This is a genomic window from Streptomyces sp. NPDC002328 (assembly GCF_042890065.1).
In the GTDB taxonomy this organism is placed as follows: Bacteria; Actinomycetota; Actinomycetes; order Streptomycetales; family Streptomycetaceae; genus Streptomyces.
Window position 1 is genome coordinate 60,982 of record NZ_JBIARQ010000011.1, and the last position, 14,616, is coordinate 75,597.

General features: G+C 70.6%; 15 protein-coding genes and 1 riboswitch. Of the genes, 6 read left to right on the forward strand and 9 right to left on the reverse strand.

Going from position 1 to position 14,616, the window contains the following annotated elements; genetic code table 11:
- Positions 1-153 precede the first annotated feature (153 nt).
- Genes ACFYX4_RS25610 through ACFYX4_RS25620 form a run of 3 tightly spaced genes read right to left on the reverse strand, consistent with a single transcriptional unit; the run spans position 154 to position 2,184 of the window.
- Positions 154-1,311: a cystathionine gamma-lyase gene (locus ACFYX4_RS25610; RefSeq protein WP_389337785.1), complete on the reverse strand. Its 1,158-nt coding sequence runs from the start codon at positions 1,309-1,311 to the stop codon at positions 154-156.
- Positions 1,308-1,799 carry a low molecular weight protein-tyrosine-phosphatase gene (locus ACFYX4_RS25615; protein ID WP_389337788.1) on the reverse strand — a complete coding sequence of 164 codons (492 nt, stop codon included), beginning with the start codon at positions 1,797-1,799 and terminating at the stop codon, positions 1,308-1,310. The genes ACFYX4_RS25610 and ACFYX4_RS25615 overlap by 4 nt, the downstream gene beginning before the upstream one ends.
- Positions 1,800-1,806: 7 nt before the next feature.
- Entirely contained in the window at positions 1,807-2,184 is a 378-nt protein-coding gene (locus tag ACFYX4_RS25620) for a phage holin family protein (RefSeq protein ID WP_389337791.1), read from the reverse strand.
- A 48-nt stretch (positions 2,185-2,232) separates the two neighbouring features.
- On the opposite strand from ACFYX4_RS25620, the gene ACFYX4_RS25625 reads away from it, so the two are divergent.
- The 4 genes from ACFYX4_RS25625 to ACFYX4_RS25640 all read left to right on the forward strand — a co-directional run bounded on the left by ACFYX4_RS25625 (position 2,233) and on the right by ACFYX4_RS25640 (position 4,543).
- Positions 2,233-2,550: a cupin domain-containing protein gene (locus ACFYX4_RS25625; RefSeq protein WP_389337794.1), complete on the forward strand. Its 318-nt coding sequence runs from the start codon at positions 2,233-2,235 to the stop codon at positions 2,548-2,550.
- Positions 2,551-2,726: 176 nt separating this feature from the next.
- On the forward strand, positions 2,727-2,939 hold the full coding sequence (locus ACFYX4_RS25630) for a DUF5326 family protein (protein WP_130439223.1): 213 nt from the start codon (positions 2,727-2,729) through the stop codon (positions 2,937-2,939).
- 196 nt (positions 2,940-3,135) lie between these two features.
- Positions 3,136-3,999 (forward strand): IclR family transcriptional regulator, encoded by an 864-nt coding sequence (locus ACFYX4_RS25635; protein ID WP_389337797.1) that lies wholly within the window; start codon positions 3,136-3,138, stop codon positions 3,997-3,999.
- A 97-nt stretch (positions 4,000-4,096) separates the two neighbouring features.
- On the forward strand, positions 4,097-4,543 hold the full coding sequence (locus ACFYX4_RS25640) for an SsgA family sporulation/cell division regulator (RefSeq protein ID WP_389337800.1): 447 nt from the start codon (positions 4,097-4,099) through the stop codon (positions 4,541-4,543).
- A gap of 132 nt (positions 4,544-4,675) precedes the next feature.
- Here the strand turns inward: ACFYX4_RS25640 and ACFYX4_RS25645 are convergent, their stop codons facing one another.
- Positions 4,676-6,472 (reverse strand): YibE/F family protein, encoded by a 1,797-nt coding sequence (locus ACFYX4_RS25645; protein ID WP_389337803.1) that lies wholly within the window; start codon positions 6,470-6,472, stop codon positions 4,676-4,678.
- Between the two features lie 72 nt (positions 6,473-6,544).
- Positions 6,545-6,734: riboswitch (TPP riboswitch) on the forward strand.
- Between ACFYX4_RS25645 and thiC the strand changes: the two genes are divergently transcribed.
- A complete protein-coding gene (thiC, locus tag ACFYX4_RS25650; RefSeq protein WP_389337806.1) occupies positions 6,727-8,541 on the forward strand; it encodes a phosphomethylpyrimidine synthase ThiC in 1,815 nt (604 codons plus the stop codon). Its footprint overlaps the riboswitch before it by 8 nt.
- 128 nt (positions 8,542-8,669) lie before the next feature.
- Here the strand turns inward: thiC and ACFYX4_RS25655 are convergent, their stop codons facing one another.
- Together ACFYX4_RS25655 and ACFYX4_RS25660 are read right to left on the reverse strand one after the other, a co-directional pair.
- Entirely contained in the window at positions 8,670-9,056 is a 387-nt protein-coding gene (locus tag ACFYX4_RS25655; RefSeq protein WP_389338302.1) for a VOC family protein, read from the reverse strand.
- Positions 9,057-9,061: 5 nt separating this feature from the next.
- Complete coding sequence (locus ACFYX4_RS25660) at positions 9,062-9,424, reverse strand: DUF1801 domain-containing protein (RefSeq protein ID WP_389337809.1); 363 nt, start codon at positions 9,422-9,424, stop codon at positions 9,062-9,064.
- Positions 9,425-9,556: 132 nt separating this feature from the next.
- Between ACFYX4_RS25660 and ACFYX4_RS25665 the strand changes: the two genes are divergently transcribed.
- Positions 9,557-10,441 carry a LysR family transcriptional regulator gene (locus ACFYX4_RS25665; RefSeq protein WP_389337812.1) on the forward strand — a complete coding sequence of 295 codons (885 nt, stop codon included), beginning with the start codon at positions 9,557-9,559 and terminating at the stop codon, positions 10,439-10,441.
- Between the two features lie 244 nt (positions 10,442-10,685).
- On the opposite strand, the gene ACFYX4_RS25670 is transcribed toward ACFYX4_RS25665, so the two are convergent.
- The 3 genes from ACFYX4_RS25670 to ACFYX4_RS25680 all read right to left on the reverse strand — a co-directional run bounded on the left by ACFYX4_RS25670 (position 10,686) and on the right by ACFYX4_RS25680 (position 14,615).
- A complete protein-coding gene (locus ACFYX4_RS25670) occupies positions 10,686-11,570 on the reverse strand; it encodes a hypothetical protein (protein ID WP_389337815.1) in 885 nt (294 codons plus the stop codon).
- Between the two features lie 192 nt (positions 11,571-11,762).
- Complete coding sequence (locus tag ACFYX4_RS25675) at positions 11,763-12,842, reverse strand: metallophosphoesterase (protein WP_389337818.1); 1,080 nt, start codon at positions 12,840-12,842, stop codon at positions 11,763-11,765.
- A gap of 660 nt (positions 12,843-13,502) precedes the next feature.
- Complete coding sequence (locus ACFYX4_RS25680; RefSeq protein WP_389337821.1) at positions 13,503-14,615, reverse strand: LacI family DNA-binding transcriptional regulator; 1,113 nt, start codon at positions 14,613-14,615, stop codon at positions 13,503-13,505.
- Position 14,616: the final 1 nt, after the last annotated feature.

Sequence of the window (14,616 nt, forward strand, 5' to 3'; positions counted from 1 at the left end):
GTCGCTACTGTGATTGGACACGGACACAGAGTCAACTAGCCTTGGTCGCGCGGTTCTTCGCGCGCAGAACCGCGGACGGTCCGAGCCACGAGGGGGGAGGCTCGGACCGTCCGGTGCACACGGCGCGGCACCGCCGCGGCACCCGTAATCCCTTCATCGCCCCGACTCCTCCAGCGCCCGCAGCACGTCCGCCACCAGGTCCTCGGGATCCTCGGCGCCGACCGACAGCCGGACGAAGCCCTCCGGCACCGCGTCCCCGCCCCAGCGCCCCCGCCGCTCGGCCGTGGAGCGCACCCCTCCGAAGCTGGTCGCGTCGTCCACGAGCCGCAGCGCCTCGAGGAACCGGTCCGCACGCGCGCGCGTGGGCAACGTGAAGGAGACCACGCACCCGAAGCGCCGCATCTGCTGCGAGGCGATTTTGTGGGACGGGTCGTCGGGCAGCCCCGGATACCGCAGCCCGGTCACCTCGGTCCTCCCCCGAAGCGCCTCGGCGACGGCCAGGGCGCCGGCGCTCTGACGGTCGACGCGCATCTGGAGGGTGGCGATCGACCGGTGCGCGAGCCAGGCCTCCATGGGCCCGGGAATCGCTCCGACGATCTTGCGCCAGCGGCGCACCGCTGTCATCGGCTCACCCGCGCGGCCGGTGACGTAGCCCAGGAGGACATCGCCGTGCCCGGTGAGCTGCTTGGTTCCGCTGGCGACCGAGAAGTCGGCGCCCAGTTCCAGGGGGCGCTGCCCCAGGGGCGTCGCCAGGGTGTTGTCCACGGCCACGAGAGCACCACGCGCGTGTGCCGCTTCGACGAGCCGGCGGATGTCGCACACGTCGAGCCCGGGGTTCGACGGCGACTCGATCCACAGCAGCCTCGCGCCGTCGAGGACGTCGAGCTGGGCGTCCTCGCCGGTCGGCGCGGTGCGCACCGTGATGCCGAACGCCTCCAGCTGGGCGCGGACCAGGGGCAGTGCCTGGTAGCCGTCGCTCGGCAGCACGACAGTGTCCCCGGCGCGCAGCTGGGAGAAGAGCACCGCCGAGATCGCGGCCATGCCCGAGGCGAACACCAGGGTCTCGACGTCGTCGCGCCCCGGCGCCTCCAGCTCCCCGATGGCGCGCTCCAGGTGCGTCCAGGTCGGGTTCTCGTCGCGGCCGTAGGTGTACGGGCCCGTCGGCTCGCCGGGCAGATGGAAGTGCGCGGCGAACACGGGGCCGGGCAGGGTCGGTTCGTACTTCACCGGTTCGGGCAGGCCCGCCCGCACCGCGCGCGTGCCCTCGCCGGCGCCCGGGGGGAAGCCGTCACCCGCTGCGGAATCGCTCATGCCATCTGTCCTTCCACGACCTCGCTCACCTCGGCGAGCAGACCGACGCTCGCCTCCTCCACCATCTCAAGGCATGCGTCGAAGCCGTCCGGGCCCCCGTAGTAGGGGTCGGGGACGTCGAGTTCGTTGCCGGCCGACGGGGCGTACGACCGCAGCAGGCGGACCTTCCGGGCGTCCTCGGCGGTGGGGGCGAGACGGCGCAGCTCCCTGAGGTGGCCGGAGTCCAGGGCGATCACCAGGTCGAGCCGGGCGAACCAGGACGGGTCGAACGCGCGGGCCGTGTGCGCGGTGCCGTATCCGTTCTTCTCCAGGACCGAGACGGTGCGCGGGTCGGCGTCCTCGCCCACGTGCCAGTCGCCCGTGCCGGCGCTGTCGATCTCCACCAGTCCGTCGAGTCCGGCCTCCGCCACGTGCGCGCGGAAGACGGACTCGGCCATCGGGGAGCGGCAGATGTTGCCGGTGCAGACGAAGCAGACGCGGTAGGTCATCGCGTGTTCAGTCCTTGTCGGGGAGGACGACGTTGAGCGCCCAGGAGACGACGGAGACGATCAGGCCGCCGAGCACCGCGGTCCAGAAGCCGTCGACGTGGAAGCTGAGATCGAGCTTGTCGGCCAGCCACGAGGTGAGCAGCAGCATCAGCGCGTTGACGACCAGGGTTATCAGGCCGAGCGTGAGGACGAAGAGCGGGAAGGTCAGCACCTTCACGATCGGCTTCACCAGGAAGTTGACGAGGCCGAAGAGCAGCGCCACCACGATCAGGGTGCCGACCTTCTTGCCCGTGCTGTCACCGGTCAGAGTGATCTTGTCGAGCAGCCAGACGGCGACCGCCAGGGCACCCGCGTTGGCGATCGTCTTGACTACGAAATTCTTCATGTGTCTGATCGTGGCAGACGAGATCGGCTACGAGTGTGGACGAGGGCGATGAAGGCATTCCGGCTGGACGAACTGGAGGCGGAGCGAGCCGCCAACGACGGCGCTTACCTGCAGTTTCTGCGGGAGCGGAACATGTCGGTCGGGCTGTACGCGCTCGATGCCGGAGAGCATGATCCACAGAATCCGCACAATCAGGACGAGGTGTACTTCGTCGTCAGCGGGCGGGCCTCCATCACGGTCGGACTGGAGACCACCCAGGTGGCACGCGGCAGCGTGGTGTACGTGCCGGCCGGGGTCGCCCACAAGTTCCACCACATCAGCGAGGACCTGCGCGTTCTGGTCGTGTTCTCGCCCGCGGAGGGCTGACCGTCTCCACCGGCAGTGGATGCGCCACCTCAGGGTTCCCTAGGGGATCGGTCAGGGGAGGGCAAGGGACGCGAGGCCCCCGCCGGCGGTCCTCGCGCCCTAGCATCGACGGCAGGACACCGAAAGATCCGGCCCGTCGGAGGCGCCGGACATCCGACGAGACGAGGACGAGGGCGATGCGAGAGATCTTCGCGGGACTGCCGTGGTGGGTGAAGTGGGTGGCGGTGCCGGTCATCGCGCTGGTCGTGTTCGGCGGCCTGATAGCGAGCGTGGTCGGCTTCGTGATCGGACTGCTCTTCAAGCTGCTGGTCTTCGTGGCGCTGGTCGCCGGACTGGTCTACGTGGTGCGGAAGTTCACGTCGAGCTCCTCCTCGCGCGGCGACTGGTGAGTCGCGCGGGCGGGCGGCGACGGTAACAGGAATCGCCTGTTCCCTCGGCCGGGGGAAGTTTCCCCGACAGCCCGGCTGCGAGCGGCGGCGGACGGTTAAAGTCCGGAACCCGTCGCGGGGACGAGCCCCCGCGAGCGGAGTATCCCCCTCCCGTGTTCCCGGCACGGACCGCCCCCTCGCGCTTCGGGAGTGACCCTTGGCCACGGTTGACACCGCATCAGCGGAGCCGTACGGACCCCCCAGCCGGTCGTGTTCCACCCCACCACCGCTCCAACGCCCGCCGAACAGGGGCGTCCCCGAGCAACCGCACTCCGCGACGACCCTCATCGGCTCCGTGCAGCGCGCGATGCGTCTGCTGGAGTCCGTCGCCGACCACGAGTGCGGCGCTCCGGCCAAGCAACTGGCCCGCGAGACCGGTCTCGCGCTTCCCACCGCCTACCACCTCCTGCGCACCCTGGTCCACGAGGGCTATCTGCGCCGTGACAAGGGGCTGTTCTTCCTCGGTGAGGCGGCCGTGCGGCTGGGCGGCAGCGGGGCGGCGCAGAAACGTCGCAGCACGGTGGTGGACACCCTCGCTCACTGGCGGGATTCGATCGGTGTCCCGGTCTACTACGCCGTGTACCGCGAGGGCGAGATCGAGGTCATGTGCGTCTCCGATACCCCAGGCAATCCGGCGGTCGAGGAGTGGGCCGACTTCCGCGAGACCGGGCACGCGCACGCCATCGGCCAGTGCCTGCTGTCCCAGCTCGACGAGGAGTCGCGCCGCGACCACCTCCACCGCTACCCCGTGCAGTCGATCACCCCGTACACCGTCCGTGACGACCACACCCTGATGCGGCGGCTGGCCCGGGTGCGCCGGATGGAGGCGGTCGTCGAACGGCAGGAGTACGCGCTGGGCACGGTGTGCGCCGCGATCCCGATCACCGTGGGCACCTCGGCGGCGACGATGGCCATCTCCCTGCCCGCCCATCAGGCGGACCGGCTGCTCTCGGCGGCGCAGCAACTCCAGAGCGAGGTCGGGCGCAGGCTGGGATCGCTTGCGCTCTCTATCAGTATCTGAAAACTCACTCCTTGTGATCTGTTGTGTACGTTCAGCAAGATGCCTGAAGTGTCAGGGGTCGATTCCCGGCCATCTACGGCAATGACGGGGTAAGGCGATGCGCGAGTCCGTGCAGGCAGTACAGGCAGAGGTCATGATGAGCTTCCTCGTCTCCGAGGAGCTCTCGTTCCGTATCCCGGTGGAGCTGGGCTACGAGACCTGCGATCCCTTCGCCGTGCGGCTCACCTTTCACCTGCCCGGTGACGCTCCGGTGACCTGGACGTTCGGGCGGGAGCTGCTCATCGACGGGGTGGGCAGACCGTGCGGCGAGGGCGATGTGCGGGTCTCGCCCCTCGACCCCGGTTCACTCGGCGAGGTCCTGATCAGACTTCAGGTCGGCGGCGACCAGGCGGTGTTCCGTTCCTCGACGGCTCCGCTCGTGGCCTTCCTGGACCGCACCGACAAGCTCGTCCCGCTGGGCCAGGAGGGCGCGCTCGCCGACTTCGACGCCCACCTCGACGAGGCCCTGGACCGGATCCTGGCGGAGGAGCAGAGCGCCGGCTGAAGCGTCGTGCCGGGGAGGGCGACGACACGCTTCTGCGCGGGGAGGGGCTGTGCAGGAACGCTTCTTCCGAAGGCGGACGAGGTTCGGGCACCCGAGGCGAGGTGGGCGACGGCCGCGGACGCTTCGCCCCGGTCAGCGCTTGCGCCGCCTGCCCCTGCCGCCGCTCCGAGCAGCCGGGGACGCCGGACCCGCCGCAGCGGCGGCCGCCGCCCCGGGCGTGCCTTCGGGGGCCGTCTCGGCCGCCGAGTCCGGACCCGGGCGGTCGGCCGAGACCACGAGCGCCGCGAGCGCCGTCGTCACCGGGACCGACGCGACCAGACCGATCGAGCCCACGAGCGTGCGCACGATCTCCGCGGCGACCAGTTCGCTGTTGGCGACCGTGCCGACGCTGCTCTGCGCGATCGAGAAGAGCAGCAGCAGCGGCAGCGCCGCGCCGGCGTAGGCGAGGACGAGTGTGTTGACCACGGACGCGATGTGGTCGCGGCCGATGCGGATGCCCGCCTGATACAGCCCGCGCCAGCCCATCGACGGGTTGGCCTCGTGAAGCTCCCAGACCGCCGAGGTCTGGGTGACCGTCACATCGTCGAGGACGCCGAGCGAACCGATGATGATGCCGGCGAGCAGCAGACCGCTCATGTCGATCGACGGATACAGGCCGTGGATCAACCCGGTGTTGTCGTCCGTGTTGCCGGTCAGCGCGGCCCAGTCGACGAACCAGGATCCGAGGGCGCCGATCAGCAGCAGCGAGATGAGCGTGCCGAGCACCGCGACGGAGGTGCGGGCCGAGAGACCGTGACACAGGTAGAGGGCGATCAGCATGATGGCGCTCGACCCCACCACCGCGACGGCCAGCGGGTTCGACCCCTGGAGGATCGCGGGCAGGACGAAGAAGTTCAGCACCAGGAAGCTGATGGTCAGCGCGATCAGGGCCATGACGCCCCGCAGCCGTCCGACGATCACGACGGCGACCGCGAAGATGCCGGCGAGCAGTCCCATCGGGAGCCGGCGGTTGATGTCGGTGACCGAGTACTGGAGGTCCTTCGGCGCGGAGGGCTCGTAGGCGACCACGACCTTCTGATCCTGTTCCAACTGCCGTGACTGGTCCGGCTGGACGATCTCCGTGAACGTACGGCCCTTGTCCTTGCCGGTGTCCACCCGGATCGTGGCCCGCTTGCAGGTGCCGTTCGCCTGCTGCTGCGCGGAGGAGCCCTCGGCCGTGGAGGTGTCTCCGGTCGGGGTCTCACCCGAGGCGTTCACCGACGAGCAGCTCACGCTCTCGACCTTGGTGACCGTCGCCTGCTGGGTCTGCCGGTCGAAGCCCACCCCGGTGCGCTCGTGCGCCGGAGCGCCGCCGGGCCACAGCACGACCAACCCGGCGAGCACCGCCACGGCGAACGGGATCAGGACCGCACCGATGACCTTGCGCAGGTGCCGGGAGACGGGGGCCGCCGGGCCGTGACTGTGGCTGTGCGAGTGCCCATGACCGCCACCCGCACCGTGCCCGCCCGAGCTGTGCCCTCCCGAACCGTGGTCGTGGCTGTCGCCCCCGCCCTGCTCACCGCCGGGACCGTGGCCACCCGGACCGTAGCCGTGGCTTCCCGAGCCATGCCCGCCCGATCCGTGGCCGTGGCCCCCCGAGCCCTGCCCGCCACCTGAACCCCGCCCGGCCCCGTGGCCGTTGCCGTCTCCGAAGCCGCGTCCCCCGCCGTCCGCTGCCGGACCGTCGCCCGATGCCTGGCCTCCGTCAGGCGGGTACGCGCCGCCGAAGTCGTCGGGGCGCCCGCCGCCGTAACCGAACCCGTGATCACGCCCTCTGCTGAAGTCGCGGTCGTCTTCGGGACCCGGTCCGGTGCCGGGCCCGGTGCTGTTTCGGGCGGCCGGTCGGCGAGGCGGCTCGGGGGGCGGATACGGGGGAGGAGTCGTGGTCACCGACCGATCATCGCAAGAACGGCAGGGGCCCACTGTTCACCGCGCCACACATGCCGCTAGCGTGGAGGCACCTTTTGCACACGCGGGAGCTCGGAGCACCGGGCTGAGAGGGCGCTGACCTCCGTCTTCGCGATGTTTCACGTGGAACGCCATCACCACCGAGTGATGTTTCACATGAAACGTCGGCAGACGGCAATCGCTGCGTCGACCGCTGAACCTGTTACCGGGTAATGCCGGCGTAGGGAGTAGGTCTCATGACCAACAAGGACGCACGCACGCCTGCCTCCACGCAGATCTCCGCCGAGGTCTCCGCGAACGGGGAGGCCGGGAAGTCCATCGGCTGGCACAAGGCGTACGTCGAGGGCACACGCCCCGATCTGCGGGTGCCGGTCCGTCAAGTGCACCTCACCAACGGGAAGTCGGTCACGCTGTACGACACGTCCGGCCCGTACACCGATCCGCTCGTCGACACCGACGTCCGCCGGGGGCTGTCCCCGCTGCGGGAGAACTGGATCATCGCCCGCGGGGACACCGAGGAGTACGCGGGTCGCCCCGTCCGTCCCGAGGACGACGGCATCAAGCACACCTCGCCGCGCGGCGGTCTGCGCAATCTCGACGCGGTCTTCCCGGGACGACCCCGGCTGCCGCGTCGCGGTCGGGCCGGCGAGGCGGTCACTCAACTCGCCTACGCCCGGCGGGGCGAGATCACGCCCGAGATGGAGTATGTGGCCATCCGGGAGAACGTGGCGCCCGAGGTGGTCCGCGAGGAGATCGCCGCGGGCCGCGCGGTGCTGCCGGCCAACGTCAACCACCCGGAGATCGAGCCGATGATCATCGGCAAGCGGTTCCTGGTGAAGGTCAACGCCAACATCGGCAACTCGGCGGTGACGTCCTCCATCGAGGAGGAGGTCGAGAAGATGACCTGGGCGACCCGATGGGGTGCCGACACGGTCATGGACCTGTCCACCGGCCGGAACATCCACACCACCCGCGAGTGGGTGCTGCGCAACTCCCCCGTCCCCATCGGCACGGTGCCGCTCTACCAGGCACTGGAGAAGGTCGACGGCAGGGCCGAGGAGCTGACCTGGGAGATCTACAAGGACACGGTCATCGAGCAGGCCGAACAGGGCGTGGACTACATGACGGTCCACGCCGGCGTCCGCCTCCCGTACGTCCCCCTGACGGCGAACCGCAAGACCGGCATCGTCTCCCGCGGCGGCTCGATCATGGCCGCGTGGTGCCTGGCCCACCACAAGGAATCGTTTCTCTACGAGAACTTCGAGGAACTCTGCGAGATCCTCGCGGCCTACGACGTCACGTACTCGCTGGGCGACGGCCTGCGCCCCGGTTCCATCGCGGACGCCAACGACGCGGCGCAATTCGCGGAGTTGAGGACGCTCGGGGAACTCAACCGGATCGCGAAGCGTTTTGATGTACAGACGATGATCGAGGGCCCGGGCCACGTCCCGATGCACAAGATCAAGGAGAACATCGACCTTCAGCAGGAGATCTGTGATGAAGCTCCGTTCTATACGCTCGGCCCGCTGACGACGGACGTCGCGCCGGCGTACGACCACATCACCTCCGGCATCGGTGCCGCGATGATCGCCTGGTGGGGCACGGCCATGCTCTGCTATGTCACGCCCAAGGAGCACTTGGGCCTGCCCAACCGTGACGACGTCAAGACCGGCGTCATCACCTACAAGATCGCCGCCCACGCAGCCGACCTCGCCAAGGGGCACCCCGGTGCGCAGGAATGGGACGACGCGCTGTCCGACGCCCGCTTCGAATTCCGCTGGGAGGACCAGTTCAACCTGGCCCTCGACCCGGACACGGCCCGTGAGTTCCACGACGAGACCCTGCCGGCGGAACCGGCCAAGACGGCTCACTTCTGCTCGATGTGCGGGCCGAAGTTCTGCTCGATGAAGATCAGCCACAGCATCACGGAGCGATTCGGCGGTACGCCGACGGAAGGAGCGACACAGGACGAGATCGCGGACGGAATGCTCCAGAAGTCCAAGGAGTTCGCGGCGAGCGGCAACAGGGTGTACCTGCCCATGGCCGACTGAGGCGGCCCTTCGGTCGACCGAGTTCGCAGGGCCCCGGTCCCGGTCCGGACGCGATGCCGTCCGGACCGGGAGCCAGGAACGGTCAGGCCGGGGAGCCCGGCGCGGTCAGGCTGCGGAGTCCTGCGTGGTCAGGCCGCGGAGTCCTGCGGATACCAGCGGAGCTCCACGGTGTTGCCGTCCGGGTCCCGGACGTAGACCGAGGTGGCGGAGCCCCGTGCGCCGAAACGCTCGACGGGGCCTTCGAGCAGGGTGACGGGCTCCGTCCTGAGGAACTCGTCCCAGTCCAGGGGGTCCACGGTGAGGCAGATGTGGTCGACGTTGGACGTTCCCCGAGGGCGGCGGACCAGGTCGATGACGGTCTCGGGGGCCACTCGCACCGAGGGGAACGGGACTCTGCCCGCCCGCCACTCGGTGACGCGGACCGGTTCCAGACCGAGGAGCCCGATGTAGAAGTCCAGAGACCGCTCGACGTCCTCGACGTTGAGCACCAGATGATCGAAGGCCTTGACGCGCAGCGAGGTCACTTCTCCTCCAGCGCGACGGCATGGCGCAGCCACTGGGTGAACAGGGCCGGGTCCACGTCGTCGACGGTCCTGAGCTTCACGGAGGCCATCTGGCGGGCGCCGGGGACCAGCCGCCCGGAGGGGTCGGTGATCTCCTGGCCTCGCCACAGACCGAAGGTGACGTAGGAGGTGTACGCCTTGAGCAGACAGACCGGTGTCCGGCCGGGTCTGTCGCCGAGGCTCCAGGTGGGATGGCCGTGCCAGAGCGCGCCGGCGCCGTCCGGCAAGGCGGCGTCGATGTGGGGGCGCACCTTCTCGCCGATCTCCCGCAGCTCGTCGTCGAGGCCGGCCAGGTAGGCGGTGATGTCCGAAGCGTTCATGGGGCGTCCTCGATAGTGGTGGGTTTCAGGGGGACGCCTCTTACGATCCACCGGCGAGAAGCTGTCATCAACGACGAATCGAACGACGGGCGTTGAGCCTGACTAAACGCCGGGGGGACTGTGCTGGAACGGGTGGAGATCGAGACCTTCCTGACGCTTGCCGAGGAACTGCACTTCGGGCGCACCGCCGAGCGCCTGCGTGTGACGACCGGGCGGGTCAGCCAAGTCGTCAAGAGGCTTGAACGGCGGATCGGAGGCGCACTGTTCGAACGGACCAGCAGAACCGTCCGACTCACGGCGATCGGGCGGCAGTTGGCCGACGATCTGAGGCCCCTGGTCGCCGCGATGGACGAGGCGCTGAGCAGAGCCGTCGATGCCGGCCGCGGTGTCACGGGTGAGCTGCGGGTCGCCTTTCTCGGCGAGTGGACGGCCCCCACGCTCCTGGAAGCGGTCGGTGTGTTCGGCGAGCGTCATCCCGACTGCCGCGTCGACGTGCGGGAGGTACAGCTGGCCGACTCCCGCGCGAGTCTGCTCGACGGCTCGGTGGATGTCCTCATCGCCTCGTACCCGTTCGACGGGATGGCGTGCGGACCGGTGCTGCTGACGGAGAACCGGGTGCTCGCCGTCGCCGCCGGGCATCCGCTCGCCGACGAGGAGTCGGTGTCCGTGGAGGTACTCGCCGAACACCCCGTGGTGCAGTACCCGGAGGTCACCTCGGCGGCGTTCAAACAGGACCGCACTCCGGACCGCACCCCGTCGGGCAGACCCGTGCCGAAGGGGCCGGCCGGACGGTCGTTCTCGGAGATGCTCACCCTGGTGGCGATGGGCCGAGGCGTCCTGCCGGTCGGCGAGCACTCCCGGCAGTACTACCCGCGGCCGGACGTGTCCTATGTGCCGATCCACGACGCACCGCCGATCGAACGGGGACCGGTGTGGCTGGAGGGAAACACCACGGAGCGCGTCCGCGCGTTCGTACGGGCCGCGGCGGATGTCGCGCGAAGGCCGCTGATCGCCTGAGTCGGCGCTGCTCGTGCCCGCAAGGGGCCGCGGACATGCCGGAGGGCGCCTCGGGTGCGGCTCGCCCTCCCGGGTGGCGGGGGCTGCTCCCGGGCGTACGGGGCTGCTCCCGGGCACAGGGTGCCGCTCCCCGGCGCGGGGCTCGCGTTCGCGCTCCCCGGCTCAGGGCTGACGCGTTCCGGCTCGGAGCTGACGCGGCCCGGCGTGCGGCTTGCGCTCCGCGGTGGGGGCGCAAGCCGAAGGCCTACTCGGGCTGGTGCTCCGGGCCCCCGAAGTCCGGGCTGGTGTAGTCCGGGCTGGTGTAGCTCGGCCGAGGGCCGGCCGAGGGGCCGTCGTCGGGGCTGGTGAAGCCGGGCCGGCCGTAGCCGATCTTCGGCAGCCGCCCGGTGGGGGCCGGAGGGGCGGGTGTGGGATGCAGTGCGGCGGTCGTACCCGGGTCGGCGAGGGCCTCGCGCAGGAACGGCAGGATGCCCCGGTCGAGCAGGGCCTCCCGCCAGGCTTCCCTGGCGCGGTCCACCTCCTCGCTGCGCTCGCCGTACAGGCCGGCCTCCAGGGAGGGACGGTTGCGCAGGGCGGTGAGCAGGAGTCCGACGGTGGCGACGAGGATCGCGGCCGCCGCGACGGCCCCGAACGCCCAACCGACGTTGATCATGGCCTCGGCGGCTGTCGGCTCGGGCTCGAGCATCCTGAGGACGTATCCCACGAGCAGGAAGATCACCGCGGCGGTGCCGGCGAGAACGGGGGTGAGGACGGCGGCGACGGCGACGGCGCCCGCCCCGGCGGCCTCGGCGACCTGGGCCGCCTCGCCCATGGTGGAGGCGAGCCCCATCCCGCCCACGCCCGGCTCGCCCGAGCCGGAGTCGTGGCCGGAGGTCGACGGGGTGGACGGCGCCGGGTGGCGCAGTTCCTCGCGGACCTTCACATAGTGCTGGTACTCGGTCGCCGCGGCCGCCGTGATGAGGGCGGTGGCGTTGAGCGCCATGGTGCGCAGTTGTTCGGCGTTGAGCCGTTGTCCGACAGCGGTCAGTTCCGGGTGGTGTGGGGCGGAGCGCAGCGCCTCATCGAGGATCCGCTCGTACTCCTGGCGGTCCTCGCTGTGCAGGTGCTGCGGAACGCTGTTCATGTGCATCCCCCGATGCTCCGTAGGGCTTGGGGCTCGCATGCCAACGAGCCGTCGGGCAGAAACGGAGGGGAGCCTGCTACGGATAAGCCGATGGTAGAGCGGCGACGGCATGAGGTGACAGGGGGTTCGCGGAAATTGGCCCCTGGCCTGGGGTGTAGTCGGCCGGTCCGGCGGGGTGAGCGCCGGGTCCGTGAACGGTCAGTCGGTGAGCGGCAGTTGCTGGACCAGCAGCTTCCCGGCCATCGTCACTCCGCCGTCCATCGCGATGGCCAGCCCGCCGGCGTAGACGTGCGGTCCCTCGACCGAGGGCTGCGGGTCGTCGCCCTCCTCGGAGCCGACCTCGCCCAGCAGGTACGGGATGGGGCTGTGGCCGTGAACGATGCGGGTGCCGCCGTACGTATCGAGCAGGGAGCGGACGGCGTCGGCTCCGCCCTCGTCGCGGAAGGAGAAGCGCTTGGTGAACTTGCGGAACAGGTCCCACACCTCGTCCGCGTCGTTGCGGGTGATCGTCTCGCGGACGGTGTCGTTGACCGCTTCGATCGAGTCGCCGTAGTCGAGGTAGGCGGTGGTGTCCGAGTGCACGAGCAGATGACCGTCGACCTCCTCGACGGCGTCGAGGCGGGCCATCCACTGGAGGTGGTGGTCCTGGAGACGGTCCATGTCCGACTTCTGGCCGCCGTTCAGCAGCCAGGCGGCCTGGAAGGTGGCGGTGCCCGCGCCGGAGTTGACGGGGGTGTCGCCGAACCGCTTGGCGCCGAGCAGCAGCAGTTCGTGGTTGCCCATGAGGGCCTTGCAGTAGCCGCCGGCCGCGGCGGCCTCGGCGGACAGCCGCATCACGAGGTCGATGACGCCGATGCCGTCCGGACCGCGGTCCGTGAAGTCGCCGAGGAACCACAGCCGGGCGGTGCCCGCGCACCAGTGGCCGGCGTCGTCGACCAGGCCCTTCTCCTGGAGGGCGGAGATCAGCTCGTCGAGGTAGCCGTGCACGTCGCCGACGACGAACAGCGGACCCTGGCCGGTCGCCTGCTGCGGCGCCGGGTCGGGTTCGGCGTCGACGGTCACCTGCACGGTGTCGCCCCGGTTGATGACCGGCAGATCGCGCTGGGTGGGCGTGTAGCCCTCGGGGTGCTCCAACGGGTCCTCGAGAGGCGGCGCGGCGTTTCCGGGATGCGTGCTCTCGGCGTACGGACCGGTCTCGTGGACGTACGCGGGCACCCGGAAGTCGCGCAACGTCGCCGTCCGCTCCACCTCGGGTCCCTGACCGGCCCCCTGAGTCATCAGACCCCTCCACCATCGCGCCGCAGCTGCACCGCTTCGGACTGCCTGGTCGTAACGGCCCGCGGTGCCGTGGGCCCATCATAGGAATGCGGATCGCGTCGTGTGATGTCCCAGGGGTGGTGAATCAGAGCAAGGCTCGGTTTCCCCGCGGCTTTCGTCCCGGTTGAGACGGGATCGGCAGCCCCGGATCCACCCCGCGGACACCGTGACCACACTCTCGTCCCACACGCCTCGGGCGAAGCGGGGGGTGCGCGTCCGCTTCCGGAAGGGCCGACGGACCGAGTCCGCGGGCCGCCTCCGGAACGATCCCGCCGGCCCGCCGGCCCACCGGCCCACCGGCCCACCGGCCCACCGGCCGGGCGACCGCGCGGCCGGCCTTCGGGACGATCGCGTCAGCCCGCCCGAGCCTGGTCCCCCGACCGCGGACCCGTGCCCCTCAGCCGCCGGGCCCGGTGCGCCGCCGGTCGAGCCGCCTCCCGCCCGGGCACCCCGCCGCAAGGACCGAACGCCGCGCCACCGGAAACCCCGGCGCTTCCCCTCAGCCCGCTTTCCTCGCGGCCCGGCCGGGGGGCACGGGGCCAGCCCCGGGGCCAGTCCCCAGCCCCGTACGACGACGGCACCCCCCGGCTGTAGCGCAGCCCCCGCGCGGCGCGCCCCGCTCTACGTCTTCTCGGGCGCCCGAGGCGGACTCACCGTCGTCCGTGGCGGACGTCGCTGAGACGAGGTACGCACGATCAGTTCGGTCGGTATCACCTGTTCGACCGGGTGGTCCCCGTCCACGCCCTCGATCGCGTCGATGAGGAGCTGGACCACCGCCGTCCCGATGCGGCGCGGCTTGAGCGAGAGCGTGGTGATCGGCGGCTCGGTGCTGGCGTACACGGTGGACTCGCTGCAGCACACCAGCAGCAGGTCCTCGGGGACGCGCAGACCGTAGCGGCGGGCCGCGGCCAGCAGGTCGGTGCCGTTGGGGTCGAACAGGCCGTAGACCGCGTCGGGGCGGTCGGGGCGGGCCAGCAGCCGGTCGGCGGCGACGGCGCCCGCGCAGGGGTCGTGGGCGGGGTAGGCCTCGTAGACCGGGTCCTGGCCGACGCGCTCGCACCAGCGCAGGTACGCGCTGGTCGACAGGTGGGTGTACGTGTCCGTGGAGGTGCCCGTGAGCAGGCCGATGCGGCGGGCGCCGGCGTCGGCCAGATGGTCGAGGAGGTCGAGGACGGCGGCCTCGTGGTCGTTGTCCACCCAGGCGGTCACCGGGAGCGTGCCGGCCGGGCGGCCGTCGGAGACGACGGGTAAGCCCTGCCGGACGAGCTCGCTGACCACCGGGTCCTGGTCGGAGGGGTCGATGACCACCGTGCCGTCCAGGGCGACGTTCGACCACACGTCGTGGCGCGAGGTCGCGGGCAGGATGACGAGCGCGTAGCCGCGGGCGAGGGCGGCGGAGGTCGCGGCGCGCGCCATCTCGGCGAAGTACGCGAACTCGGTGAAGGTGAAAGGTTCATCCCCGTACGTGGTCACGGTCAGACCGATGAGGCCTGACTTTCCGGTACGGAGGGTTCGGGCCGCGGCGGAGGGGCGGTAGCCCAGCCGTTCGGCGACTTCACGGACATGGCGTCGGGTGGCGTCAGGGAGCCTGCCCTTGCCGTTGAGGGCATCGGAGACGGTCGTGATGGACACTCCGGCGGCGGCGGCCACGTCCCTGATGCCCGCCCGGCCCGGCCGGCTGCCTCGGCGTGAGGTTTCCGCGCGGCTCACCTGGTGCTTCCCTGCTGCTGTCATG

What these genes read in the sequence shown, in the direction of transcription:
- thiC (WP_389337806.1), top strand. Translation starts at nt 6,727, where the DNA reads ATGACCAACAAGGACGCACGCACGCCTGCCTCCACGCAGATCTCCGCC.
- ACFYX4_RS25675 (WP_389337818.1), bottom strand. Translation starts at nt 12,842, where the DNA reads ATGACTCAGGGGGCCGGTCAGGGACCCGAGGTGGAGCGGACGGCGACG.
- ACFYX4_RS25620 (WP_389337791.1), bottom strand. Translation starts at nt 2,184, where the DNA reads ATGAAGAATTTCGTAGTCAAGACGATCGCCAACGCGGGTGCCCTGGCG.
- ACFYX4_RS25670 (WP_389337815.1), bottom strand. Translation starts at nt 11,570, where the DNA reads ATGCACATGAACAGCGTTCCGCAGCACCTGCACAGCGAGGACCGCCAG.
- ACFYX4_RS25640 (WP_389337800.1), top strand. Translation starts at nt 4,097, where the DNA reads ATGCGCGAGTCCGTGCAGGCAGTACAGGCAGAGGTCATGATGAGCTTC.
- ACFYX4_RS25625 (WP_389337794.1), top strand. Translation starts at nt 2,233, where the DNA reads ATGAAGGCATTCCGGCTGGACGAACTGGAGGCGGAGCGAGCCGCCAAC.
- ACFYX4_RS25610 (WP_389337785.1), bottom strand. Translation starts at nt 1,311, where the DNA reads ATGAGCGATTCCGCAGCGGGTGACGGCTTCCCCCCGGGCGCCGGCGAG.
- ACFYX4_RS25660 (WP_389337809.1), bottom strand. Translation starts at nt 9,424, where the DNA reads ATGAACGCTTCGGACATCACCGCCTACCTGGCCGGCCTCGACGACGAG.
- ACFYX4_RS25680 (WP_389337821.1), bottom strand. Translation starts at nt 14,615, where the DNA reads ATGACAGCAGCAGGGAAGCACCAGGTGAGCCGCGCGGAAACCTCACGC.
- ACFYX4_RS25630 (WP_130439223.1), top strand. Translation starts at nt 2,727, where the DNA reads ATGCGAGAGATCTTCGCGGGACTGCCGTGGTGGGTGAAGTGGGTGGCG.
- ACFYX4_RS25615 (WP_389337788.1), bottom strand. Translation starts at nt 1,799, where the DNA reads ATGACCTACCGCGTCTGCTTCGTCTGCACCGGCAACATCTGCCGCTCC.